The organism is Burkholderia sp. BCC1996 (genome assembly GCF_905339955.1).
Taxonomy (GTDB): Bacteria; Pseudomonadota; Gammaproteobacteria; order Burkholderiales; family Burkholderiaceae; genus Burkholderia.
Map to the genome: position 1 here is coordinate 52,080 of NZ_CAJPHM010000016.1, position 25,179 is coordinate 77,258.

Below are 25,179 nucleotides of genomic sequence, written 5' to 3' on the forward strand. Positions count from 1 at the left end.
CCCCGTGGGTCGTCGGTTCAAAGGGAATGCACGCCCGCACAAGGGCGGGCGGCCCAGTGTCGTGCGCGCGAAATCAATTCAGCACAACCCGCGCCCGGCCATTTTGAACCGGCCAGTTAACCGACATCCGGAAACACAGAGGGGGCAGTAAACCATGATTACCTTCACGTAGTCGGCCGGCCGTCTTTTCGAATAATCCGTCATTGGCATTTCTCGTCGCTGTTGATTAACGGCGAGGGATTTCTTTTGCCGGCGTTTTCGCAGCACTGAACGATTCTTTCAACAATCGAGGTTTCAGTCATGTCGATCAACATTCACAAGATGCGTTACCTGCCGCTGGTTGCCGCACTCGCGCTCGCCGGGTGCGGCGGCGACGACAGCGGCGTCGGCTCGGCTTCCGCACTCAGCTCCGCCGGCGCGCCGCACTCGAGCTCGTCGCCCGCCGCCAACACGCCGCCGTCCGCCTCCAACGTCGACAAGAGCGTGTCGCCCGTCGAGCTGCCGGACACCGTGGTACCGGTCAACTACCGGCTGTGGTTCCGCCCGAACGATGCGCTGAACGCGTTCGACGGGCGCGCCGACGTCGAGATCAAGGTGCTGAAGCCGGTCAACAACATCGTGATCGCCGGCCATCGGATCAAGTTCACGAACGGCCGCATCACGCTGCAGCCGGGCAACATCCAGCTGATCGCGACGCCGCAGGACAAGGGCGACTTCTACCAGCTGCGCCCCGTCGCCGGCACGATCGCGCCGGGCAACTATTCGCTGCACATGGAATGGTCGGGCATCATCAACTTCAAGTCGTACGACGATCCGGCCACGCAGACGGGCGGCAGCTGCGGCGACGATCCGTATCCGGGCTGCTCCGCCGCCGAAGGCGTGTTCCGCGTCGACCTGAAGGGCACCGACGGCAAGACGAGCGGCGCGATCCTCACGCAGGGCGAAACCAACCTGTCGCGCCAGTGGTTCCCGGGCTGGGACGAGCCGGCCTTCCGGCCGACCTATGAAGTGACGGCCGAAGTGCCGCAGAACTGGCGCGTCGTGTCGAACGCGGCCGAGAAGCCGTCGACCAACGTCGGCGGCGGCTACAAGCTCGTGCAGTTCGAGAAGACGCCGCCGATGCCGTCGTACCTGCTGTTCTTCGGCGGCGGCATGTTCGATACCTACGAGGACGACTTTTCGAGCCCGCTGCCGGGCGGCAAGGGCGGCCTGCACCTGCGCGTGTTCACGCCGCCGGGCATGAGCGACTGGGCCAAGCCGGCGATGGACCGCACCAAGCAGGCGCTCGATTTCTATTACCGCTACACGGGCATCCCGCTGCCGCTGACGAAGTTCGATACGGTCGCCGCGAACGACGCGTTCAAGGAGCAGAAGGACCTGAACTTCGGCGGGATGGAGAACTGGGGGTCGATCCTCGAGTTCGCCGACGACATCCTGCCGCAACCGGGCCAGCCGATGTCGCGCTACGGTAACGAGGTGCTGACGCACGAAGTCGCGCACCAGTGGTTCGGCGATCTCGTCACGGCCGACTGGTGGGACAACGTCTGGCTCAACGAGTCGTTCGCGACGTTCTTCGAGACGAAGACGACGATCCAGTTCTTCCCCGACGAGTTCAGCTGGCTCGACCAGGTGAAGAACAAGTATCGCGTGATCAATCGCGACATCGGCCCGAACGCGTTCCCGGTCGCGCCGAACTTCAACGACTGGGCATCGAACGACTTCGTGCTGAGCGCGAGCGCGTTCACGTACGACAAGGGCGGCCATGTGCTGAAGACGCTCGAGAACTATCTCGGCGAGCAGACATTGCGCCGCGGCCTGCAGCAGTACCTGGTCGACTACTCGTTCGGCAACGGCACGCCGAAGCGCCTGTGGGATGCGCTGTCGAAGGAAAGCGGCCAGGCGGTCGGCCCGATCGGCGACAGCTACGTGCGCCAGACGGGCGTGCCGCTGATCTCGCTCGACACGCAGTGCGACATGACGAAGAACCAGACGGTCGTCACGCTGAAACAGCAGCCGTTCCCGAACAAGAACGCGTATCCGGGCCTGCAGTGGACGGTACCGATCACGCTCGCGTACGGCCAGGGTCTCGCGAAACGCACGACGCTCGCGCTGAAGGATACGCAGACGCAGACGCGGATCGACGGCTGCACGGGCGTGGTCGCGGATCCGAGCGGTCTCGACTACTACGTCGTGAACTACAGCGACGCCGCGTGGAGCGGCCTGCTCACGCAGGTCAACAGCTCGGTCGATCCGGTGCTGCTCGCGAACCTGAAGAGCGAGGCCGCGCTGCTCGTCGCGAACAACCTCGCGCCGGCTTCGCGTTCGACGTCGATCGGCTCGGTCGCTTCGCCGGCCGCGATGAAGCTGCGCCAGACGCCGAGCTTCGGCGGCATCGCGCCGACGGTGAAGGAACGTCCGTCGCTGCGCTACCAGGGCATGTTCAAGCCGCGCAAGATGCTGGTTCAGTAACGTGGTCCGGCCGGCCGGTGCCGCGCGGTACGCGGCGCCGGCCGGCGTTCGACGCTTCATGTCCCTTCACGTCCCTTCACCTCTTATCGCAGGCCCCGGATGCGGGGCCTGTTTTTTGTTGCCGCCGCGCGCGGCGCCCGGCCAATGCCGGCCTGGCGCCTGTTCACGCCGATAACGGGCCCTAGCGATCGTCGCGCCGGCGAAACGCCCACCACGCGGCGAGCGCGGTAAAGCCCGCGACCAGCAGCACCATCAGCCAGAACCCGTGCTTGTTCTCCGAGAACGGCACGCCGCCGACGTTCATCCCGAAGAAGCCCGCGACGATGTTGATCGGCAGCGCGATCACGGTCACGAGCGTCAGCGTGAACAGCGTCCGGTTGTTCTGCTCGTCGAGCCGCGAACCGATCTCTTCCTGCAACAGCTTGATCCGCTCGTTGAGCCCCGACAGATCGGCGAGCACCAGCGAGAACTCTTCGGTCGATTCGCGCAGCTCCTGCACGTCTTCGGCGTGCAGCCATGCGGGCGGTTTCGCGAGCAGCCGGAAAATCGAGCCGGGCTCGGGCGCCAGCATGCGCTGCAGCCGCGTCAGCGTGCGGCGCATCGCGCCGAGCTCGATGCGGTTCGACGTGAGCCGTTGCGACAGGAAGCGATCCTCGATGCGATCGACGTCGATGCTCGTGCGCCGCATGATCTGGATCAGCAGGTCGGCCTGGTCGCGCAGCAGGTGCACGAGCAGTTCGGCCGGCGACCGGAACCGCTCGCCGTCGCGCACGCAGGCGCGCAGCGTATCGACCGAGCGCAGCGGCTTGAGCCGCGCGGTGACCATGATGCGCCGCTCGACGTGGACGAACAGCGTCGCGATTTCCGACGGCGTCAGCTCGAGGTTGAACATCACGTCGTTGACGATCGCGCGCAGCGCGCCGTCCTCCTGCTCGATGCGCGTCGAGCGCGATCCTTCGTGGAGGAATTCGAAGAAGCTGTCGGGCAATCCGAGGTGCGTGCGCATCCAGCGCTCGCTCGCGCCGTGCGCGAGATTGAAGTGCAGCCAGACGAAATCGTCCGATGCGGCCGCATCGCGCTCGCGGCACGCGCGCAGCCATGCGGCGGCCGCATCGGCATCGAGCATCGCGCCCGATCCGCCCGGGACGAAGCGGAATCCGCACACCATGCCGGACGTATCGGCGCCGTAAGTCTGTACGATCAGGTCCATCGTGTCGAAGGTCGTGCGGCGCTCGCCGCGCCGCGCATCGCGCATTGCGGCGCCACGCCGGGAAATGGAAGGAAACGTATGCCCGATGCATGCGGCATTTTCGTGACATTGTCACATCCTGCCGTCCGGCGTAAGACGTCCCAAAAACAACGCGCCGCCCGGTGGGCGGCGCAGGTGCGATGTGCAGGCTGGTGTGATGCCGGTTACTGCCGCGTCTCCGACTGTGCGGCGGTCGGGCAGGCCGGATCCTTGCCCCAGTGGCCGTCGCAGACGCGCCAGCGGCACAGCTGATCCTCGAAGAAGCCGCGCTCCGCGCAATCCTTCACGCGCGATGCGAGCGAACCGCCCGTCGCGGCGGCCGTCTTGGTCGGCACGACCTGCCCCTTCTGCGCGGCGACCTTCTTGTCGGCCGGCTTCGTACGGGCGACGAGCGCGGCGAGCAGGTCCGCATCCGGGTCGTCCTTCCCGGACGCCTTCGCGCTCGCGGTACGGGTCGCCGCTTCGCGACGCTTCTTCGCCTGCGCGAGCTCCGCCTGCTGTTCCTTGTGATGCTTGCGAGCCTCCGCCTTCGCATCGGCCTTCGCATCGGCCTTGCTGCGGGCGGCGACCTTGTCGCTCTTCGCGGCGTCGGCCTTCGCGGATTTCGTCGTCGCCGCTGCTGCGGCAGCCGTCGCGGCGACGGCGCCCGCCGTGGCTGCGCCCGATGCATCGTCGGCACCGTTCGCGAGCGCGCGCGACAAGCGGCTGTTGTCCGCACCCGACGCGCCCGATGCGGACGCAACGGCCTGGGACGCGGCATCGTCGTTGACGATCGTCGCCGTTTGCACGACGGGCGCAGCCGACGCGGCATTCTGCGCGACCTGCACGGCGGCGGCGCTGGCCGGCTCGGCCTTTGCCGGTGCCTGCACGGGCGCGGCGGCCACGACGGCCGCCTCGCCGGATTGCTGCTGCCAGCGCCATGCGCCCCAGCCGCCGACGGCGACCACGAGCGCGACGACGGCCGCGATCGGCCCCTTCAGCGAACGGCGCGGCGGTTCGGCCGGCGGCGTGACACGTCCTTCCAGATTCGCGAGAATGCGCGACTGCTGCGGTTCGCCCCCGCCTGCCGGTTTGGTATCGGATAGCAGGCTGGGCGGGGTTTTCGAATTTGAATTTTCCGGCGCACTCATTCAGCGTCTCATTGAATCCTGGTTTAATTCACCGCGATAATATAGCCCGGCCTCTCAAAGCAGCCTGATTCTAAGAGCAAGCATTGCAAAACACAATCAATTCCAATTTCCGGGGATTTCGTTGATTGCCGTCGCACTCGTCGCCTATTTCGCCCTTGCCGTCGCGGTTGCGGCACTGTTGCTTTTACCGGGTATCCGCGCGACCGTTTTCGAATCCGTCGCCCAGTTTCGCGGCCGCCTGACGCGCCGCGCGAACGATCACGCCGCACGTACGCGAAGTCAAATTGTTAAATCGGCAAGCGTTACGCGCGGCGCATTAAGTGACGTGCAAAATTTACTGATCCGGCGGCGCTTGATGATTATGGTGTCGGCAGGTATTCTTGCGACGCCGCCATTGGTGGCCATTGCGTTACGCGGTCGGCAATTATTTCAGTACGACGACACGGCGCGCGTGCCTGACGAGAAGATCGCCGCACTGCTGCAGGGCGAACAGCTCGTGCCGCCGCCGCCGTTGCCGCCGGAAGTCTTTGCCACGAAGGAAGTCGAACAGGTGCGGCCTGCGCTGAGAGATGCAAGCCGCGACTGGAACCTGCTGGATCCCGATTTCCGTACGCGTTTGCTGCTGGTCTACAAGATCATGCACGAACAATATGGTTACGAGATGGCGCTGCTGGAAGGTTATCGGAGTCCGGAACGACAGAACCGGCTCGCGCAGATGGGCACCAACGTGACCAATGCGGCGGCCTTCCAGAGTTATCACCAGTTCGGGCTCGCGGCCGACAACGCGTTTCTGCGCGACGGCAAGCTGGTCATTTCCGAGAAAGATCCCTGGGCGATGCGCGGCTACCAGTTGTACGGACAGGTCGCCGAGCAAGTCGGCCTGACCTGGGGAGGCCGTTGGAAAATGATGGATCTCGGGCACGTGGAATACCATAAACCCGGTTTTAAACTGGGACGCGGCAGCTAGTCAGGGCTGCCGGACAAGAAATAATGAGGGCGGCATGGGGCTTTTTAATCACCCGGCAGGAAACGATTTGGGCGGTGCAAACGATCGGGCATTCCGTTGCGCGATTTTTTCAGGCAGCCGCTTCCGTTTTAATTCTCACAGCGTCCTTTCATTATTGCGCGCGCCTTCTCCGATGCCGCGGGCGCATTGATGCCAGCCCCCTTCATCCCGTTTGACAGCATGGCGACACATCGCGGCGCCACGCTTGCCGCTCGGCGCGCCTGCGTCGCCTCACCGAATCGCACCGGAACCTGAACGTCCTATGCAACGCATCCTCAACGTGCTGACTCATCCGCGTACGCTCTCGATTGTCGGGATCGTCGCGCTAGCGGCGATTCTCTTCATCGCTGCCGACATGCTGCAGCTGCCGCTCCTGTGGGCGGCGGTCGCCTTCGCGGCGATCCTCGTGCTGTGGCTCGGCGTCGCACTGGTGCGCCGCTGGCGCGTGAAGCGCGCGAACCGGCAGCTCGGCCAGGTGCTCGAAGAGCAGGCGGAAACCGGCAAGATCGCCGCGCCGGCCGCGGCCGCGCTCGCACCCGACACGAAAACCGCCGACCTCGACGTGCTGCGCACGCGCCTGTCCGACGCGGTGAAGACGATCAAGACGTCGAAGATCGGCCAGGTGTCGGGCGGCTCCGCGCTGTACGAACTGCCGTGGTACATCGTGATCGGCAACCCGGCCGCCGGCAAGAGCAGCGCCGTGCTGAACTCCGGCCTGCAGTTTCCGTTCGCGGACAAGAACAGCGCGGTGATCCACGGCATCGGCGGCACGCGCAACTGCGACTGGTTCTTCACGACCGAAGGGATCCTGCTCGACACGGCCGGCCGCTACTCGGTGCACGAGGAAGACCGCAGCGAATGGCTCGGCTTTCTCGGCCTGCTGAAGCGCTATCGTCCGAAGGCGCCGATCAACGGCATCATCGTCACCGCGAGCATCGCCGAACTCACCGGCAACCGCCCCGAGTTCGCGATCAACCTCGCGAAGAATCTCCGTCAGCGCGTTCAGGAGCTGACGGAAAAGCTCGAGGTGTTCGCGCCGGTCTACGTGATGTTCACGAAGGCCGACCTGATCACCGGCTTCACCGAATTCTTCAGCAGCAGCGACAAGCACGAATACGACCGCGTGTGGGGCGCCACCCTGCCCTACGAGCCCGATGACAAGCGCGACGTGGTCGCGCAGTTCGACACGCACTTCGAGGAACTGTACGAAGGGCTGAAGGAAATCAGCGTCGCGCAGCTGTCGCTGTCGCGCGGCAACCAGCTGTCGCCGGGCCAGCTGAGCTTCCCGCTCGAATTCTCGACGATCAAGCCGTCGCTGCGCGCGTTCCTCGCGACGCTGTTCGAGAACAACCCGTTCCAGTACAAGCCTATTTTCCGCGGCTTCTACTTCACCAGCGCGCTGCAGGAAGGCGAAACCAACAGCGCCGCCGCGCAGCGCATCGCGCACCGCTTCGGCCTCGACGCGAGCGCGCTGCCGAAGCCGCACAGCGCGTTCTCGAAGAACGGCTTCTTCCTGCGCGACCTGTTCTCGAAGGTGATCTTCGCGGACCGCCAGACCGTGCGCCAGTTCGCGAGCCCGACCAAGACCCGGCTGCGCTACGCGACCTTCTTCGGCTTCGTCGCGGCGCTCGCGCTCGCGCTCGGCGGCTGGACCTGGTCGACGATCGGCAACCAGCAGCTCGTCGCGAACGTGCAGGCCGACCTCGACAACGTCACGCGCCTGCAGCAGGGCCGCAACGACCTGCAGTCGCGCCTGCAGGCGATGGACATCCTGGAAGACCGCATCGAACAGCTCGAACAGTTCCGCCGCGACAAGCCGGTGTCGGTGTCGCTCGGCCTGTACCAGGGCGACCGTCTCGAGCAGCACCTGCTGACCGAGTACTACAACGGCGTGCGCCAGATCCTGCTGGCGCCGGTCTCGCAGAACCTCGCGTCGTTCATGAAGGACGTGAACGCGCATCCCGAACAGCTCGTGCCGATGACGCGCCCGCCGGAATCGGGGGCCGTGCAGGGCGGCGCGATTCCCGTGTCGACGAACCCGCCGGGCGCCACGCCGCTCGCCGGCGCCGCGCAAGGCGCATCCGCGGCGGCGGCCGCCGCGCCGCAACAGCCGGCCGCGCCGCAAGGCGGCCTCTACAGCGACGCGTCGCCGACCAACGTGCAGGACGCGTACAACGCGCTGAAGACCTACCTGATGCTGTCCGACAAGCGTCACGTCGAACAGGCGCACCTGACCGACCAGCTCGCCCGCTTCTGGCGCGGCTGGCTCGAGACGAATCGCGGCAACATGCCGCGCGACGAGATGATCAAGAGCGCCGAGCGCATGATCTCGTTCTATCTCGCCCGCGTGAACGACAACGACTGGCCGATGATCGACGCGAACCTCGCGCTCGTCGACCAGACCCGCGAGAACCTGCGCCGCGTCGTGCGCGGCATGCCGGCCCGCCAGCGCGTCTACGAGGAAATCAAGGCGCGCGCGTCGACCCGCTTCGCGCCGATGACCATCGCGCGCATCGTCGGCGACGGCAACCAGGGGCTGGTCGCCGGCAGCTATGCGATTCCGGGCACGTTCACGCGCGAAGCGTGGTTCGACTACGTGCAGCCGGCGATCCGCGACGCGGCGACCAAGGAACTGCAGGCGAAGGACTGGGTGCTGAACACGTCGACGCAGGACGACCTGACGCTGGAAGGCAGCCCCGAGCAGATCCAGAAGACGCTCGTCGGGATGTACAAGACCGAGTACGCGCAGCACTGGCAGAAGTTCATGCAGGGCATCGCGGTGCAGGGCTTCAGCAGCTTCGGCCAGGCCGTCGACGGGATGAACCGCCTCGGCGACCCGCAGGATTCGCCGATCCGCAAGATCCTCGAGACCGCGTACGACCAGACGTCGTGGGACAACCCGTCGCTGGCGAACGTCGCGATCAAGAAGGCGCAGACCGGCGTCGTGAACTGGGTCAAGCAGCTGTTCACGCGCTCGCAGGCCGGCCAGGTGGCGGCCGCGAACATCGACATCAACGGCAATCCGGCCGAGGTGCCGATGGGGCCGATCGGCCAGGAGTTCATCGGGCTCGCGCGGATCGTCGCGACGCACGACGGCACGTCGATGCTCAAGGGCTATATGGACTCGCTGTCGAAGGTCCGTACGCGCTTCAACGTGATCAAGAACCAGGGCGACCCCGGCCCCGGCGCGCGCCAGCTGATGCAGCAGACGCTCGACGGCAACGGCTCGGAACTCGCCGATTCGCTGAAGTTCGTCGACGAGCAGATGCTGACCGGCCTCACCGATTCGCAACGCAAGTCGCTGCGTCCGCTGCTGGTGCGGCCGCTGATGCAGGCGTTCTCGGTGGTGATCCAGCCGGCCAGCGCGGAAGTCAACAAGGTATGGAACGCGCAGGTCTACCAGCCGTTCCAGAGCTCGCTCGCGACCAAGTACCCGTTCGCGGCGAACGCGAAGGTCGAGGCCGGCGCCGGTGAAATCGCGCAGGTGTTCGGTCCGGACGGTGCGATCGCGAAGTTCGTCGGCACGACGCTGGGCCCGCTCGCGGTGCGCCGCGGCGACACGCTCGCCGCCCGCACGTGGGGCGACATGGGCATCGGCCTCACGCCCGACTTCACGAACGGCTTCGCGCGCTGGGTCGCCCCGCTCGCCGGCGGCGCCGCGGGCGGCGCCGCCGCGGCGGCCGAACCGCAGACCGTGTTCCAGATCCTGCCGCAGCCGAGCACGGGCACGACGGAATACACGATCGCGATCGACGGCCAGCAGCTGCGCTACCGCAACACGCCGCCGCAGTGGACCAACTTCGTGTGGCCGAACCCGCAGGGCTCGCCGGGCGCGACGCTGTCCGCGACGACCTTCGACGGCCGCACGGTGCAGCTCGTCAACGAACCGGGCCGCTACGGTCTCGAGAAGCTGATCAACTCGGCGCAGCGCAAGCGCCGTCCGGACGGCACCTTCGACCTCACGTGGGTCCAGGGCAGCGTGAACGTGTCGGTGACGATGCGCATCATCAGCACGTCGCAGCCGACCAGCAGCGTCGGCGACCAGCCGCAGCAGCAGAGCCTGCGCGGCCTGCAGCTGCCGTCGTCGGTCGCCGACGCGAGCGCGGGTGCCGCGCAGAACGCGACGCAGGCCGGCTCGGGCGCGCCGGCGGCCGCACCGGCCGTCGCGGCCGCCACCGCAACGAACGCACAGGGGGCGCAATGACGCAAACCGTTCAGGCGCAGATCGCCTACTTCGGCAAGATTCCGTCGCGCGGCGACTTCGTGAAGAGCCCGCACAATCCGCAGTTGCTGCAGACGCTCGATCGCTGGATCGCGCAAGCACTCGAACTGCTCGCGGAGGATCCGCGCTGGAAGATCGTCTACGAGGATGCGAAGCCGATGCATTTCGCGTTCCTCGGCTCGCGCAGCAAGCTCGCCATCGCGGGCCACATGGTCGCGAGCCACGACGTGTCGATGCGCCGTTTCCCGTTCCTCGGCGCGACCGCGCTCGAGGTCGACCGGCCGCTCGCGTTCCTCGCGCGCAGCCCGCTGGCGTTCGCGCGGCTGTGGTCGCGCGTCGCCGCGCAGATGCCGGCGCTGCTCGCGAAGGAGGAGCCGCCCGGCGCGCTGCAGGCGCTCGGCGATACGCAGGTGCCGATCGACGTCGGCGGCCCCGGCACGTCGCATGACGGCACCTTCAACGACTTCATCGAACACCAGTCGCTGTACGGCCTGCAGCAGATGCTGCTCGAAAGCGGCCATCCGGTGCGACTGCGCGGCGCGATGCTCGCGCTCGGTTCGCTGTTGCGGCCCGTGATGCAGAGCGGCTCGTCGCACATCGAGCGCGGCCTCACGCTGCCGCTGCCGGTCGACCCGTTCTATCGCAGCCTCGTCGCCGCGTTCTGGCTCGAACTGATCGCACCGTTCGTCGCGCAGGCCGACTTCGAGCTCGCGATCTTCATCGGCACGATCGCCGAACGCGAACGGCTGATCATCGGCTTCAACGGCGCGTCGTCGAAGACGCTGCTGAGCGTCGTCGATCCGCAGACCTACGCCGCCCACAACATCGATATCGACGATCCCGAGTGGATCGACGCCCATGCGCAAAACGATCACCAGATCAGCAAGCTCGTCAGCTACCTCGACCAACCGCAACTGTCGCTGCGCGTCGCCATCGACGCCTTCCGCGAAGCGTTCATCGGAGGCTGACGGGATGCAACGCACGATTCAGGTCCGGCGCACGCGCTTGTCGCCCTTCGTATCCGCTCTCGCCGCCGCGGGCCTCGTCGCCTGTGGCGCGGCCCATGCGCAGAACACGGGCGGCGCGACCGTCACGCCGGTCGGCAACGGCACGGTCGCGACCGCCGCCCTGCCCGCGAACGCCAACCCCGGCGCCGCGCCGGCCACGGCGTCCGGCACGGTGGTGCGCGGCACGGCCGGCACGATCGCACCGCCGCCCGCGAACGCGTCGCCCGGCCAGGTGGTGGTCGGCGGCAAGGTGCCCGACGAGGCGACCAAGGCCGCCGTGCTGCAGAAGCTGCGCGACACCTACGGCGCGGCGAACGTGGTCGACCAGATCGAGGTCGGCGACGTCGCGACGCCGCCGAACTGGAGCGCGAACGTGCAGAAGCTGCTCGGCGCGCAGTTGAAGCAGATCAGCAAAGGCCAGCTGAAGATCAACGGCACGCAGATCGAGATGAAGGGCGAGGTGCACAACGAGGCGCAGCGCCAGCAGCTCGCGAGCGACATGGCCAATACGCTGAATCCGACTTATACGATCAAGAACGGTCTGCGCGTGTCGGCGTCCGAGCAGGGGCTGCTCGACCAGACGCTCGCGAATCGCACGATCGAGTTCGAAACGGGCAGTGCGACGCTCACACCGCAAGGCAGGCAGATTCTCGATCAGATGGCGGCCGCGCTCGCGAAGATGCAGAACCGCACGGTCGACATCATCGGGCATACCGACAACTCCGGGAACCGGACGTCGAACATCGCGCTGAGCCAGGCGCGTGCGGATGCGGTGAAGGGGTATCTGATCACGAAGAGCATCCCGCCGCAGCAGATGACGACGACAGGGGTCGGGCCGGATCAGCCTATTGCGCCGAATGATACGGCCGAAGGGCGGGCGAGGAATCGGCGGATCGAGTTCCGGGTGGGGCAGTAGGCGCCGATTCGGAGATATCGCGCGCCGGGACCGGATAGCGGCAGACTCGTCCCTCGGATTGCGCACGCCCCATCTGCTCGCGCATGGTCAACAAGCCGGTCACCTCACCGCCCCACTACTAAATCCAGCGATTCCAGTGAAATACGCAATCCGCTGCTTGTGGTCGGCCATTCTTCTGTTCGTTGGTGGGCTCTTCGTACTGGTGGGTATAGATGGCACGATCAATTCCGCCATCCTCGTTCGCGCTCGTGCGTGGCCTCACGTCCCCGCCATTGTCGAGCGATGCGAGTTGTCTCTGCGATACGGAAAATCCGATGCGACATGGGAGGCGCGCGCCCTGTTCCGCTATGGCGCGGGACAGGCGCAGCAGTACGATACGACGTGGCAGCCTGCCGGGTCGCCGGTGTATTCGCGTTCGGCCGCCGAGAACATCAGCCGCGAACAATTCGCCGCGTTCACGAAGAAGTATTGCAGCGCCGCAGCGAACGATGACCTGCGCGTTTCGCCGATGTTTCCGGGTATTGCGCGGCGCAACGAAGCGGTTGTGGGCGGGGAATGGGTACGAGAAATCGGATTCGGTCTGTTTGCTCTGGTCGCCGGGTTGATGCTGTCTGCGGCAAGCATTTCGCTGCTGCCGTGGATCGAGGATCGCAAAAAAAGCGCGGCGAAGCGGAAAGCGCGGCGTGCACGGAATCGCGTCAGTGGTTCGTGATGCGGATGTGCATGGCGGGTTCGGATCGCGCCTGGTCACGATCGTTCATGCGAGGCGCCGATCGCCGTTGTCGGTAGCTGAGGACCGGCCGTTCACTGATCGTGCGCGTGTTTAAGGTAATCCAAGCGTCTTCATTCGTTGCTCCGTCAATTCGGTCAAACACTGCGGATGCATTTCCCCAAAGCCGGTCTCGAACATGCTCGGATAGGGCACCATTCCGATCAGTGTTCCGGCTCCCTCTGACATGACGGGCGAAACGGCATCGAGCAGTCCGACCAGCTCCGCCTGGATCGACACGCCTTCAACCAGGCTGAACCCACGGACATGTCGGGTTATTTCCTTCTATTGTGAACTGCCACGAGCTTTCCGTTCGCGAAAGCAAACCACTTCCCCCCCACACTAAGCAGTACGCGGCCAGGCAGCCATCGGACATCGTCAATATCCAACTTGTCGCTAACCGACCAGACTGCGGCGGGTTTTTGGCGGAAATCGTACAGGGAGACCGCCGGTGGATCCGAAAAACCGCCGCTGAAGTCTTCGACGATCAACCGCGAGACGGCCTTATCCTGTTCTTTCGAATCCGGATAGTACACATAGCGTGAACCGTAAAGGTGATCGAATTGCTTGCCATCGAGCTCGACATTAAATGTAACGCCATCGCTTCCCGGTTGGACGATCTTTGATATCTGCAATGTGCCCGCAACGGTACGGATCGTATCGTGATCTCCCCCGGATGTCTGCGCCTTGACACTGATGCAACAGATCGCCATCAACATTACAACAAACGACTTCAACAAACTCGCCTCCTAAAAAGTGGGGTTCGTACCACCGACGACAGTCACAAGATCCAGCAGCGGACGAACATCTTCAAGTTTCGAAGGGTCACATGCGAAGTTCTTGAAGTTGACACCTGTGTCGATGAGATGGCTCAACCACAGGCGGTGAGCCTTGACATAGTTCCCACCGTTCTCTTCCGCACGCTTCGCTGCTGCCGCGCTTCCCACCTGCGCCGTCAAAAGCGTCTTGGCCCCGCGGGCAATGAGTCTGGGAGGATGGTGCGGCTTTGCTTCGGTGTACGTATCCTCCGCAGCAATTGTTCCGGCCAAGTACCGTTTTGCATCGCCTGCTCCTAAGTGGTGAGACAAGTACAGCATCTTCGCGCGCTCCCCATCATTCAATTTCGAGAAATCGTAGCCACCACCTTCGAGTGCCTTGAAATTCGACATACCGTAATCCACCGCCGCCATGATCGCCGCCTCGGCATTCATCCGCAACTCCAGAAGTTCGGCCTTGTGCTCAGGAACCACGCTGAATCGCCCGGCTGCGTCCTTCTTCACCCACCCGTTTGCTTCGGCCTTTTGGTTGATAAAAGTTCCAGGCCTGATCGCCTCGCCCAGCCATGTACCCGCGAGAAATTGCGTGAGCCCTCTCGCTGTCGACTTCGACGCTGCCGAATTGGGATCCCATTCGCCAGTGGAAACGCGCACCTTTTTCGTCTTTTCCTTACCTTTGACCTTGATTTTTTTTTCAACAACAACTGAAAGCTTCGCTGCCTCGATATTCACAACCGACGCGACGGCCTGCGGCTTGAAATTACTTTTCTTGCTCGCGGCAAGGATGTAGTCGCGAAACTTGCTGTTCGGCCCCAAACGCAGATTGTCCTTATTAGGACATTCGACACCTGCATTTACGACCGGATTTCCTGAACTGTCGCGATTGTGTTGCACCTCTCCTGGAGGCAGGGGCAACGGCGCCTTCTCTTGATGATCACTGCCACCTGTGTGGACACGCAGCGGGATCTGCGCCTTCAGCTTTGGGCTTTGTAACGTCGCCTGATGCACGCCTGCAGGCGGTTTAAGTTCAGCTACCTTCTTTCTCCCTCCATCCATCTTCGCCACATATACGTGAATCTTTTCGTCAGCCTTTCGCGTTCTCACGGGCGGCACGACCCCGTGTTCATCGGTAGCATGCTTGTGCCGACCTGCAGCTGTCACGATCGTCGTCTTCAGGTTTTGAATTGGCAAGCCTTTTGCGTCCGTGACGCGAATCCACAATTCGGCAAAGAACGCTTCGACAGGGTCCGCAGCGGGAGAGGAAAGGACAAGCTTTTGTCCTGGATAGATCAAGCGGGAGTTCTCGATCCGATTCAATTTGACGAGATCATCGACTGTCGTTCCGTGAGTGTGCGCAATGGCACTCAGGGTATCGCCGGGGCGGACGACATATTCGTTTTTAGTCTCCATTTTCATGCAACTCCAGCATCGCCTTCTTGTCCGAAATCTGTCATCGATTCGTCGTTTTCCCGATCGATATTGAAGTCGTATATTGCACCCCACTCGCCTTGACCGTAAAGCACTGTCAGATGTTCGGTCTCAGCAGGGTTAACTCTTCGCTCAGAACCCTCGTCAGCAGACACCCCCATGACGATACGCCGCGCCGCTTCCGGCGACACGGCGAACATCGAGTACTTTACTTGACTGACAGACTGACCATCGTCTATCGATCTGAACAAAACTCTCTGGCTGAATTTTGTGGGCGACGATTGAGGCAAGTCGGGTAATGGATAACTTAAACGCGCCGGACCAGCAAAACTATGTTGGCTTCCCTTTACATCGACACGACCAGGTGCATGAATTTCGATATCTCCGCCAGCAATTCGGATATACGCACCCCCGGACGTTAACAAAATCTCCCGCGCCGCCGCGATTTCCGTGTTCTCGGTCGCAGAGAGAATTTTCACCGTCTTCTGCGCGGTGATTTCGATATTGTCCTCATGCGCCTGCACCTCGACCTTGCCTTTCCCGGCAAAGAGCTTCACGCCCGCGTTCTGCGCGAACAGGCTGAGCTTCTCCTTGACGCTCGCCACCAGCGATTTGCCGCTGACGAGATGCGTGCTCTGACCACTCACCACGTTCACGTGCCGGTCCGCAGCCAGGTGCGTACTTTGTTGCGACGCCACCCCGATCCCCGCCGGGCTCGCGAACAACATCACCGGCTCCTTGAACGCATTCGCATTCCCCGTCCCGCCGCCTGCAGTCCTGCCGCCGCCCGCAGTCGCCCCCGCCACGCTGTTCTGCGTCGCCTCGGCGAATTGCTTGAGCGCATCGCGACCGGTGCCGAGACTCTCCGCCTGATGCATCTCGCTGACCTGCGACATCGATTCGATCAGCCCCTCGGCATTGCCAAGCTGCTGCTTCGCCTCACTCACGTCGAGCGGCTGGCTGTTCGCCTGCTTCGGATGCGTCGTCACGTACAGGCCCTGCCCGGCCCGCATCGCACCGTATGCATCCGTGCGCAGGTCGAAACCGGAGCCGAGATACGCACCGCGCGTGTTCCCGTTCTGCTCGATCAGATAGCCGAGATGAAGCAACGAATTCGCACTGCTGCTGAACAGGCGCGCGCGGTTCTGCCCGGTCGCGTCGTCGAGCACCATCTCGTTGTGCCCCGATCCCGCATACTCCTTCGACCGGAAGCCCGACAGGATCCCGTTGCTATGCCACTGCGGCCTGGTCGCACCGTTGTACACGCGATGCATGACGATCGGCCGGTCGCAGTCGCCGCCGATGTAGCCGATCAGCACTTCCTCGCCGACCCGCGGAATATGCACGCCGCCGTACCCGCCGCCGGTATCGGACTGCACGACACGCATCCAGCACGACGCGTTCTCGCGTCCTTCGCTCTGGCGGTCCCAGACGAACATGACCTTGATCCGGTTCAGCTCGTCCGTATAAACCTCTTCGCCCTTCGGCCCGACGACGATCGCCGTCTCGAGCTGCATCGCAGGCTTGCGATGCTCGAACGGGCTGCGGTACGGCACGCTCGCGCGCTGCGCTTCGACCTCGACGAGATAGAACCCGGCAGAGCCGTCGTCATGCCCGACTTCGAACGCCGCCGCTTCCCCGTGACCGGCCTTCACCTGCGCCAGCTGGTCCTGCAGGCTATGTGGAAAACTCGCTTCGTGGTCCGAAACCGGCAGATTGTTCTCGATGTACCGCGTGACGCCGATGGCCGCGAACTCGCGCTCGCTCGCCGAATCGCGGTCGTGCTCGGGATGACCGCTCAGCGTGAAGCGCCGGCCGGCATCGATCGCGCGTACGCCGCCCACGCCGAAGAAGCGCTTCGCGCGCGACTCCCATTCCTCGAGACGAATCTTCGACAGGTGTTCGCCGCGGTCCTGGCCCGGATACGTGTACGCGCCGGTGTATTCGTAGATTTCCGCCTGGCCCGGCAGGTCGCCCTGGCCGGCCTTGGTCGGCAGCGACGTGCCGTTCGGATTGCCCGCCGACGACGGCGCTTTGTAGTCGAACGTGCGCGTCGTGTGCAGCGTGCTTTGCAACGTCCGCGATGCGGTCCATTGCGTAAACCCGGCGGTTTCGGTGCCGCTGCCGGAACGATCGAACGTAACGACATTCGGGGACAGCGCATCGACCGCATGCACGTCGTCGGTGATGACGAGCGTATGCGCGTTCCCGTCTTCGCTGTGCCGCCAGAACCCGAACAGCCCTTCGTCCTCCATCAGCCGGTGCACGAAGTTCCAGTCGGTTTCGCTCTGGCGACAGTACGACCGGGACGGCAACGGTTTCGACAACGCGAACTGGTATTGGCCTCTGGCCTGCGGATGCGTATCGAACACGTCGGAGAGAATCGCGTCGACCGGCTGGTCCTGCCAGTACCGCATGTCGCTGCGGAACTTGAGGAAATGCATCCACGACGCGAAGCGCAGCTGGTAACTCGACAGGCTGCCGTCGGCGCCGAGCCGTCGCGCCGTGTGGACATAGCCGTTGATCGGCAGATACGACTTGTCCGGCTGCTGGATCCACAGCGTGATCGGCTGCGCGATCAGCGTCTTGAGCTCGACGTCGCTCGCGGTGGACACCAGATCGAGCGCCACGCTGAAATCGCGGCCGAGCGCCGAACGGGTCACGGCGCGGCGCGGCACGAGCGCATTGTTCGGCAGCGACGGGATGTCCGTCTTCAGCAGCCGATCCTGCTGGATCAGGCCACCACGAATCGCCTGTGCCAGTTCGGTCACGTTCATGCGTCACCCTTCTTCTCGTTCATCGCGAGCCCGCCGGGCCCGCGCTCTCAGGTCAACAAGCGGCGGCTCACGACTGCTCGTCGGGCCTCACCCCCAGCAGCTCGCGGATGTGCGACAGCGACCCGTCGTCCTTCACGACGCTCTCGAGCCACTTGTGCAGCGGCATGTCGGCCCATTCGGCGGCCTTGTCCGCGAGATACGCGACCGGGCTGTGCGGCTCGGTCTGGCGGAAGTAGCGCGCGACCGCACGCAGCTGGTCGACGGCCTGCGCACGGTTCTGGATGCCGGCGATCATTTGCGTCACCGGCGGACGCGGAGCGGTCTGCGACTGCACATGGGTCTCCTCGGTGTGGAACGCGTCGCCGAAGCTCGGCTCGATGCGCTCGGGCTGCGCCTGCGGCGCCGACGGCGCATGCGGCGCGCTGCCCGTATAGCCCTGCTCGCGCGCGAAGCGCTCGACGAGCCGGTACACGGTCTCGAACGCGTCGCGCGTCTGCCGGAAGCTCGGCGCCGAATCGCCGGCGCGTTCGACGAGCCGCTCCTCGAACGCGTCGAGCGCGATTTCGAACGCCTTCAGGTTCGCGAGCAGCGTCGTGTAGAACGCGATCGACGTCACGCGCCGCGACGCATCGACCTGCTCGACCGACGGCTTGCCGCGCGCGATGTCGTCCGCGTGTTCCGGATCGCGCTTCACGGCCTGCGCCACATGCTGCGCGACTTCCCAGTCGAGCGTGGTGAACGCGTTCGATGCGCCGTCCGTCACCGGAATGCCGCGCAGCAGCTCGGCCGTGCGGCCGGACAGCCACGCGACGTTGCCGAGCCGGTATTCGACGTCGTCGCCTTCCGGCAGCGGATGCACGGTGTCCCAGTAGTCGCGGCACAGGCCTTCCAGCAGCGCATAGCCTTCGGTGAGGCCGGTGATGCCGTCCTCCAGCGCGAGCGCCTCGGTCAGCCATACGGCGAGCCGCAGGTCCTTGGTGCGCGTGCGCAGCAGCGCGCCCGCGTGATCGACGACGAAGCCCCAGTCGGCCTCCTTGATCTCGGTCACCCACTCGCCCTGGTCGAGCGTCGGATCGTCGTAGCGCCGCGCGTCCTGGATCGCGTCGAATTCGTTCGAGAACAGCAGGTCGTCGCCGCTGGGCGATGCATCGCTGATCGGCGTCAGCAGCTCGGGGAGATTGATCGGCATGGTTCAGTGAATCCGTTGATGCATGAGATGTCGCGTGCGGAGGCTCATTCGACCGTATAGGCGAATTCGCCGGCCTCGTCCGCGCGCACCGCGATGCGCGCGATGGCCGCGCCGTCGGCGATCCGGCCGAGCACGTGGCCCGCGATCTCCGGCAGCAGCGTGCCGTTCAAAATGTGGTCGACGTTGCGGGCACCCGAATCGACCTCGGTGCAGCGCGCGAGCACCGCGTCGACGAGCGATTCGTCCCACTCGAACGCGGCCTTGTGGTTCGCTTCGATGCGGCGACGGATCCGTTCGAGCTTCAGCTCGATGATCTCGGCCAGCACGTCGTCGGAAATCGGGTAGTACGGCACGACCTTCATCCGGCCGAGGAACGCCGGCTTGAACGTCTTGTACAGCTGCGGGCGCAGCGCCTCGGCGAGCGCGTCCGGATCGGGCAGTTCCTCGGCCGGCTTGTTCAGGCACGCCTGCATCACCGCAGCCGATCCGACGTTCGACGTCAGGATGATCAGCGTATTGCGGAAGTCGATCTCGCGCCCTTCGGCGTCGTCCATCGTGCCCTTGTCGAACACCTGGAAGAACATCTCGAGCACGTCCGGATGCGCCTTCTCGACCTCGTCGAGCAGCACGACGGAATACGGGTTGCGGCGCACGGCCTCGGTCAGCACGCCGCCCTCGCCGTAGCCGACGTAGCCCGGCGGCGAGCCCTTCAGGCCCGACACGCTGTGCGCTTCCTGGTATTCGCTCATGTTGATCGTGACCATCTTGCGCTCGCCGCCGTACAGGATGTCGGCCAGCGCGAGCGCCGTCTCGGTCTTGCCGACGCCCGACGGCCCGACGAACATGAACACGCCGCGCGGCTTGTTCGGATCCTCGAGGTTCGCGGTCGCCGTGCGCACGCGCTGCGCGATCGCGTCGAGCGCATGGTCCTGGCCGATCACGCGCGCGGTCAGCAGCGGCTGCAGGTTCAGCACGGTGTCGATCTCGTCCTTCACCATCCGGCCGAGCGGAATGCCCGTCCACGCGGCGACGATCTCGGCGACGACGTGACCGTCGACCTGCAGCGGCACCATCGGCTCGCCGCCCTGCAGCGCGTGCAGCGCCGCGACGCGTTCGGCCAGCTTCTCGCGCATGGCCGGCACGTCGACCGGCTCGCCGCCTTCCGACGGGCCGCGCGCCCGGTCGAGCGTGTCGCGCAGTTCGGTGATCTCGACGACGATCGCGCGCTCGGCTTCATAGCGCGCTTCGTCCTCGGTCAATTGTGCGAGCGCCGTGTCGCGCGCGCCGCGCAGCTCGCCCAGGCGCTCGTCGTGCGCGGCGCCGCCTGCCGCTTCGCGCTCCAGCGACGCGATTTCCGCGTCGATGCGCTCGATGCGCTTCTTCGTGTCGTCGATCGCCGCGGGCGTCGCGCTGTGCGCGAGCGCGACCTTCGCGCACGCGGTGTCGAGCACGCTGATCGCCTTGTCCGGCAGCTGGCGGCCACTGATGTAGCGATGCGACAGGCGCACGGCCTCGGTGATCGCGTCGTCGAGGATCCGCACGTTGAAGTGCTTCTCCATCAACCCGGACATCCCGCGCAGCATCGCGGCTGCGAGCGGCTCGCTCGGCTCCTCGACCTTCACGACCTGGAAGCGCCGCGCGAGCGCCGCATCCTTCTCGAAGTACTTCTTGTATTCGCTCCAGGTCGTCGCGGCGATCGTGCGCAGCTCGCCGCGCGCGAGCGCCGGTTTCAGCAGGTTCGCCGCGTCGTTCTGGCCGGCCTGGCCGCCCGCGCCGATGATCGTGTGTGCCTCGTCGATGAACAGGATGATCGGGTGCGCGCTCTTCTTCACCTCGTCGATCACGCTCTTCAGGCGGTTCTCGAACTCGCCCTTCACGCTCGCGCCGGCCTGCAGCAGACCCATGTCCAGCACGTGCAGTGCGACTCCGCGCAGCGGCGGCGGCACGTCGTCGGCCGCGATCCGCAGCGCGAGCCCCTCGACGACCGCCGTTTTGCCGACGCCGGCCTCGCCGGTCATGATCGGATTGTTCTGGCGGCGGCGCATGAGGATGTCGATCGCCTGGCGAATCTCGGCTTCGCGGCCGATCACCGGGTCGATCTTGCCGTCACGCGCGCGCTGCGTGAGGTTGGTCGTGTACGTGTCGAGCGCGGGCGTCTTCGACGGGCCGGCCGCGGGCGCGGCGCCGTCGGCGGCCGGCGCGACGTCGCTGCCTTCCGCATCCGCCTGGCGCGGCTCGGCTTCGCTCGAACCGGCCATGATCTCGTCGAACTTGTGCTTCAGGTCCGTCACGTTCATTTCCGCGAACTGCGACGACATGCGCTGCGCGAACTGCGCGAGATCGGGCGCGGTCAGCAGCGCGAGCAGCAGGTGCCCCGAACGGATGCGGCCGAGCTGCGAATCGAGCGACGCGATCAACCAGGCCTGTTCGAACAGCGCGATCAGGTGCACGGAGAACACCGGCGTGCGCGTGTTGCCCGTCTTCAGGCGCGTGAGTTCGCGCTCGAGATCGGCGCGCAGCGCATGCGGATCGACGCGGCTCGCGCGCAACGCGAGCGGCAGGTCGCCCGTCGCCTGGTCGAGCAGCGCGAGAAACAGATGCTCCAGATCGACCTCGTAATGGCCGCGCGCCAGGCACGCGCTCGCCGCGCGCTCGGTCGCGTGCCGGCACAGCGGGTTCAGTTTCGTGATCAGGGTCTTCAGAGGCGTGCTCATGGCGTCGATCTCAGGTTCGATTGTTTGTTGTCATTCGGAATCAGTGAATCACGTGCAGTTCGTAGCGGGCGTCCCAGCGGTCTTCGGCCGCGTCGCGCGTGCAGAGGAACGCGTCCCAGCCGAGCCGCGAGCCCGCGCCGAGCACACTTGCACCGACCTCGGTGCGTTTCAGCACGAGCTTCACCTCGTATTCGAGCGTGACGCCGGCGAGCAGCGTCAGCATGCGTTCGAGCGCGACGGCCTGCGCGCCGCCGGGCAGGAACGCCTCGTAGTCGCGCTTGGACAGCGGGCCGACGACGATCCGCGCGCGCATGTCGCGCTGCCATACGCGTTCGCCGACGAGCGCCGTCGCGCCGAGCACCGCGTTGACCTCGCCGAGCACGCTCAGCTGGTCGGGCGGCACGTCGTACCACTTGCCGACGAACTGGTCGATCTTCACCGGCACGCGGAAGTAATCGGACAGCGTGCGCTGCAGGTAGGCGGCCGACATCGGCCGGTGCCGCGCGGCGAGCGCGTAGCCGGCGACGGCCTCGTCGAGCACGCCGCCCGCGCCGGCCGCGAGGCTGTCGCGCACCTCGTCGCTCGGCACGCCGGCGATCGCGAGCAGGAGCGGCAGGTAGCGCTCGTCGCGGTCGAGTTCGTAATGGAACGGCAGCCGGTATTTCTTCCACGCCGCGTAGAACAGCGCGGTCGCGCGGTTCGAGAACACGTCGAAGAAGGCGCGCGCCGCGTGGTCGCGCTTCAGGTGCTCGCGCGCGACGATCTGCTCGGTGTAGTGCAGCGGCAGCGCGCCCTGCCCGCCGAGCAGCCCGAAGAATGCGGGTGTCAGTTCGACGTGACCGAGCTCGCCGGCCGCGAGCGCGGCGCCGCGATCCTCGCCCGAGTCGAGCAGCGTGCCGTCGTCGTCGAACGAGCGGGCGCCTTCGATCTCGCTCGGCGGAAAGCCGAGCGACAGCGTGTTGCGGAATTCGATGCGCTGCGCGACGACGTCGCCCTGCCGCCACGCGCCGGGGGCATCGGACGCCTGCCGCGCGAACAGCCCTTCGAGCACGCGCACCGCCTGGAAGAACTCGAAGCGGTGCGGCTCATCGAGCAGCGCGTCGACTACGCCAGGATCGATTCGCCGGTGCGGGGCTTGCATCGAATGATCTCCTCGCCGGTGCGCTTCGACACCACGACTAGTTGAACGAAACTGTTGAGATGGACGTACAGCCCGAAGAAGCTGTCGAGCACGCGCACGAACGACGCGAGGCTCGCACCGACGAAGTGCTCCTCGTCGATCGTCAGGCGGATCTCGATGCCGCGCACGAAGGTCGCGAACGGCTTGCCGGGCAGCCACTGCACGGCGCCGCGCTGCTCGACGCCGGCGAGGCCGTCGATCTGGCGCATCGACACGGCGGTGCGCCGCAGGTCGTAAAGCGTCAGCATTTCCTTGAGCGGCGCGAGCCCGTGCGCGACCAGCGACACGTGGTTCAGCGCGAGATGCGACACGAGCCGCCAGTGCGCGGCGCGGCCGCGCTCGAAGCGCACGCTCTGCGTCGGGCGGCGCAGCATCGAGATGCCGCTCGTCTGCGCGCCGCCTTCCTGGAACAGGTCGCCGCCTTCGAGGCCAAAGGCGAGCATCGCCGGCAGGTCGCGGTTCGTGCAGGTGAGATCGAGGCTCAGCGTGTCGGTCTGCGGCGAGGTCGGCTCGAAGTCGATGTCGACGATCGAGATCTCGGTTTCGTAGCCGGGGCTTTTCTGCGCGACCCAGTCGTTGCGGCGCGCGAACCAGTAGTGACCGATCCGTGCCGATTCGCCGTGATGCAGCGAATAGAACGGCCGGAACTCGATCACCGATTCTTCATGCGCCTGCTGCCGGACGAGCTTCACCGAATCGATCGAGTACACCTCGTACGCGAACGCGCGGCGCGCTTCGGCGATCACCGGATACGACACCGCGCGGTGCGTGATGCGGATCGGCTCGCCATGCTGGCGGAACAGGTTGACGATCGGCGTGCAGAACAGCCGGAAATGGCTGGCCGTCAGCAACTCGAGCAGCCGCGCGACGTGCGAATCGCTGCGCACGTCCTGCAGCACCAGATGCAGCGTCGCGCGCTGGCATCGGCCCGACGCGCGCGCGATCGCCGCAAGATCGAAATCGACGAAATCGAACTTGTCGGGGAACGCGAAGTATTCGGTGAGCAGGCGATACGCGGGATGCGACTTCGCCGGGTAGTCGATCAGCGCGTCGTCCTCGTCGAAGCCGGCGTGCGCGATCGGCAGCTTGCGCAGCGCGGTCCAGCGGCCGTTGCGCTCGGGCTCGACGTACGCGCCGAGCACGTTGACGAACAGGCAGTCGGTCAGCGCGGCGACGAACGACTGCTCGCCGTGCAGGTGCGCGCGCAGCGTCGGCAGCTTCAGCGCGCCGAGATCGAGCTGCGCGGCGAGCGATTCGAACGTGATCGAGATCACGCCCGTCGCGTTGGACGGCAGCACCGTCGCGCTCGGCGCGAGCGCGACCGGCGTGTAGCGCGCCTCCGAGATGCGGATCGGCGCGAGCGTCACGTCGTACGCGGTGCGGAACCGGCACTGCACGCCGCGGATCGGGCGGCTCTTCAGCTCGGTGCCGCGGTCGATCACGACCGGTTCGGTCTGCTGGCCGGGCGACGCCGGCGTGAACTGCGCGATCGAGCACGACGGGAACGGCCGCAGGTAGTGCGGATACAGCACTTCCAGCAGCGCTTCGGTGAATTCCGGGTAGTCGTCGTCGAGCTTCTTGTTGATGCGCGCGCCGAGCAGCGCGAACGACTCAATCATCCGCTCGACGTGCGGATCCTCGCAGTGCTCGCCGGACAACGCGAGCCGCGCGGCGATCTTCGGATAGCGCTCGGCGAAATCTCGCGAATAGCGCCGCAAAAACGATAATTCGCGCTCGTAATACGGCAGCAATTCTTCCATCGACGACCCCGAACCTCAATATTTCCTGCCGGACCCTGATCCACCACCGGGCGGTCCGGCCCGCTCGGCAGCTCGATTCACAGCATTCTGGCCGCGCGTGCGCGCGTGACCGAATACTGCAGCGTCGACGGCTGCAGCATCGCATCGAAACTCACCGGCTCCTCGGCCGGGTGCACGACGAGCAGCGCCTGGATCGCGAAGTAAAGCGCGTTGGTCGACTGCTCGTTCAGCTCGAACGTCACCTGCACCTGCTGCAGCCGCGGCTCGTGGCGCGCGATGGCCTGCTGGATCGACTTGCAGATGAACGCGCGGTCGTAGTGACTCGCGAGGCTCAGCCCCGCGAAATCGTTCAGCCCGTAGGTCAGCACCGACTTCTGGCATTCCGGCAGCGCGGCCAGCTCGATTTCGGTGTGCGCGATACGGGTGTTGAGGATCGCCTCGACGTCGCGGGCGACCGTGTTCTTGAGCTCGTCCAGCGACAATTGCCGCATCGCGGCCGAGGCCGGCAGGTGCGGTTCGTCGTCGAACAGCTTGTCGAGAAAACTGGGTTCGAATCTTTTCATCGGCCGGCGTGCACAGCGAAAACG

At 65.4% G+C, this 25,179-nt stretch carries 16 protein-coding genes; 6 read left to right on the top strand and 10 right to left on the bottom strand.

The window, feature by feature from the left end; genetic code table 11:
- The first annotated feature begins 300 nt into the window (after nucleotides 1-300).
- Nucleotides 301-2,469 (top strand): M1 family metallopeptidase, encoded by a 2,169-nt coding sequence (locus U4Z64_RS22895; RefSeq protein ID WP_321821169.1) that lies wholly within the window; start codon nucleotides 301-303, stop codon nucleotides 2,467-2,469.
- 181 nt (nucleotides 2,470-2,650) lie between these two features.
- On the opposite strand, the gene U4Z64_RS22900 is transcribed toward U4Z64_RS22895, so the two are convergent.
- Both U4Z64_RS22900 and U4Z64_RS22905 read right to left on the bottom strand, forming a co-directional pair.
- On the bottom strand, nucleotides 2,651-3,679 hold the full coding sequence (locus U4Z64_RS22900) for a transporter (protein WP_044845996.1): 1,029 nt from the start codon (nucleotides 3,677-3,679) through the stop codon (nucleotides 2,651-2,653).
- 203 nt (nucleotides 3,680-3,882) lie between these two features.
- On the bottom strand, nucleotides 3,883-4,848 hold the full coding sequence (locus tag U4Z64_RS22905; protein WP_321821170.1) for a phage tail protein: 966 nt from the start codon (nucleotides 4,846-4,848) through the stop codon (nucleotides 3,883-3,885).
- A 121-nt stretch (nucleotides 4,849-4,969) separates the two neighbouring features.
- Here U4Z64_RS22905 and U4Z64_RS22910 point away from each other — a divergent pair, with 121 nt between their 5' ends.
- The 5 genes from U4Z64_RS22910 (at nucleotide 4,970) to U4Z64_RS22930 (ending at nucleotide 12,711) form a co-directional block, all read left to right on the top strand.
- A complete protein-coding gene (locus U4Z64_RS22910; RefSeq protein ID WP_321821171.1) occupies nucleotides 4,970-5,815 on the top strand; it encodes a M15 family metallopeptidase in 846 nt (281 codons plus the stop codon).
- Between the two features lie 301 nt (nucleotides 5,816-6,116).
- Nucleotides 6,117-10,058: a type VI secretion system membrane subunit TssM gene (tssM, locus tag U4Z64_RS22915; protein WP_321821172.1), complete on the top strand. Its 3,942-nt coding sequence runs from the start codon at nucleotides 6,117-6,119 to the stop codon at nucleotides 10,056-10,058.
- Nucleotides 10,055-11,044: a type VI secretion system-associated protein TagF gene (gene tagF / locus U4Z64_RS22920; protein WP_044845917.1), complete on the top strand. Its 990-nt coding sequence runs from the start codon at nucleotides 10,055-10,057 to the stop codon at nucleotides 11,042-11,044. Before tssM ends, tagF begins: the two co-directional genes overlap by 4 nt.
- 4 nt (nucleotides 11,045-11,048) lie before the next feature.
- Nucleotides 11,049-11,999 carry an OmpA family protein gene (locus U4Z64_RS22925; protein ID WP_321801752.1) on the top strand — a complete coding sequence of 317 codons (951 nt, stop codon included), beginning with the start codon at nucleotides 11,049-11,051 and terminating at the stop codon, nucleotides 11,997-11,999.
- A 136-nt stretch (nucleotides 12,000-12,135) separates the two neighbouring features.
- Nucleotides 12,136-12,711 carry a DUF3592 domain-containing protein gene (locus U4Z64_RS22930; protein WP_321821173.1) on the top strand — a complete coding sequence of 192 codons (576 nt, stop codon included), beginning with the start codon at nucleotides 12,136-12,138 and terminating at the stop codon, nucleotides 12,709-12,711.
- Between the two features lie 332 nt (nucleotides 12,712-13,043).
- Here the strand turns inward: U4Z64_RS22930 and U4Z64_RS22935 are convergent, their stop codons facing one another.
- From U4Z64_RS22935 to tssE, 8 genes are all read right to left on the bottom strand, one after another.
- Nucleotides 13,044-13,505, bottom strand: a complete 462-nt coding sequence (locus tag U4Z64_RS22935; protein ID WP_321810688.1) for a hypothetical protein — start codon at nucleotides 13,503-13,505, stop codon at nucleotides 13,044-13,046.
- 12 nt (nucleotides 13,506-13,517) lie between these two features.
- Nucleotides 13,518-14,960 (bottom strand): LysM domain-containing protein, encoded by a 1,443-nt coding sequence (locus U4Z64_RS22940; RefSeq protein WP_321821174.1) that lies wholly within the window; start codon nucleotides 14,958-14,960, stop codon nucleotides 13,518-13,520.
- Nucleotides 14,957-17,749 (bottom strand): type VI secretion system Vgr family protein, encoded by a 2,793-nt coding sequence (locus U4Z64_RS22945; RefSeq protein WP_321821175.1) that lies wholly within the window; start codon nucleotides 17,747-17,749, stop codon nucleotides 14,957-14,959. The genes U4Z64_RS22940 and U4Z64_RS22945 overlap by 4 nt, the downstream gene beginning before the upstream one ends.
- A 67-nt stretch (nucleotides 17,750-17,816) precedes the next feature.
- Nucleotides 17,817-18,938 (bottom strand): type VI secretion system protein TssA, encoded by a 1,122-nt coding sequence (gene tssA, locus U4Z64_RS22950; protein WP_321810691.1) that lies wholly within the window; start codon nucleotides 18,936-18,938, stop codon nucleotides 17,817-17,819.
- Nucleotides 18,939-18,982: 44 nt separating this feature from the next.
- Complete coding sequence (tssH, locus tag U4Z64_RS22955; RefSeq protein ID WP_321821176.1) at nucleotides 18,983-21,652, bottom strand: type VI secretion system ATPase TssH; 2,670 nt, start codon at nucleotides 21,650-21,652, stop codon at nucleotides 18,983-18,985.
- A gap of 40 nt (nucleotides 21,653-21,692) precedes the next feature.
- Complete coding sequence (gene tssG / locus U4Z64_RS22960; RefSeq protein WP_044845927.1) at nucleotides 21,693-22,793, bottom strand: type VI secretion system baseplate subunit TssG; 1,101 nt, start codon at nucleotides 22,791-22,793, stop codon at nucleotides 21,693-21,695.
- Nucleotides 22,757-24,592: a type VI secretion system baseplate subunit TssF gene (gene tssF, locus U4Z64_RS22965; protein ID WP_124487868.1), complete on the bottom strand. Its 1,836-nt coding sequence runs from the start codon at nucleotides 24,590-24,592 to the stop codon at nucleotides 22,757-22,759. Before tssF ends, tssG begins: the two co-directional genes overlap by 37 nt.
- Nucleotides 24,593-24,669: 77 nt before the next feature.
- The gene (tssE, locus tag U4Z64_RS22970; RefSeq protein WP_044845929.1) at nucleotides 24,670-25,155 is read right to left on the bottom strand and encodes a type VI secretion system baseplate subunit TssE; all 486 of its coding nucleotides are present in this window, start codon (nucleotides 25,153-25,155) and stop codon (nucleotides 24,670-24,672) included.
- Nucleotides 25,156-25,179 lie beyond the last annotated feature (24 nt).

What these genes read in the sequence shown, in the direction of transcription:
- tssG (WP_044845927.1), bottom strand. Translation starts at nt 22,793, where the DNA reads ATGCAAGCCCCGCACCGGCGAATCGATCCTGGCGTAGTCGACGCGCTG.
- tssM (WP_321821172.1), top strand. Translation starts at nt 6,117, where the DNA reads ATGCAACGCATCCTCAACGTGCTGACTCATCCGCGTACGCTCTCGATT.
- tssF (WP_124487868.1), bottom strand. Translation starts at nt 24,592, where the DNA reads ATGGAAGAATTGCTGCCGTATTACGAGCGCGAATTATCGTTTTTGCGG.
- U4Z64_RS22940 (WP_321821174.1), bottom strand. Translation starts at nt 14,960, where the DNA reads ATGAAAATGGAGACTAAAAACGAATATGTCGTCCGCCCCGGCGATACC.
- U4Z64_RS22945 (WP_321821175.1), bottom strand. Translation starts at nt 17,749, where the DNA reads ATGAACGTGACCGAACTGGCACAGGCGATTCGTGGTGGCCTGATCCAG.
- U4Z64_RS22905 (WP_321821170.1), bottom strand. Translation starts at nt 4,848, where the DNA reads ATGAGTGCGCCGGAAAATTCAAATTCGAAAACCCCGCCCAGCCTGCTA.
- U4Z64_RS22925 (WP_321801752.1), top strand. Translation starts at nt 11,049, where the DNA reads ATGCAACGCACGATTCAGGTCCGGCGCACGCGCTTGTCGCCCTTCGTA.
- U4Z64_RS22900 (WP_044845996.1), bottom strand. Translation starts at nt 3,679, where the DNA reads ATGGACCTGATCGTACAGACTTACGGCGCCGATACGTCCGGCATGGTG.
- tssE (WP_044845929.1), bottom strand. Translation starts at nt 25,155, where the DNA reads ATGAAAAGATTCGAACCCAGTTTTCTCGACAAGCTGTTCGACGACGAA.
- tssH (WP_321821176.1), bottom strand. Translation starts at nt 21,652, where the DNA reads ATGAGCACGCCTCTGAAGACCCTGATCACGAAACTGAACCCGCTGTGC.
- U4Z64_RS22895 (WP_321821169.1), top strand. Translation starts at nt 301, where the DNA reads ATGTCGATCAACATTCACAAGATGCGTTACCTGCCGCTGGTTGCCGCA.
- tagF (WP_044845917.1), top strand. Translation starts at nt 10,055, where the DNA reads ATGACGCAAACCGTTCAGGCGCAGATCGCCTACTTCGGCAAGATTCCG.
- tssA (WP_321810691.1), bottom strand. Translation starts at nt 18,938, where the DNA reads ATGCCGATCAATCTCCCCGAGCTGCTGACGCCGATCAGCGATGCATCG.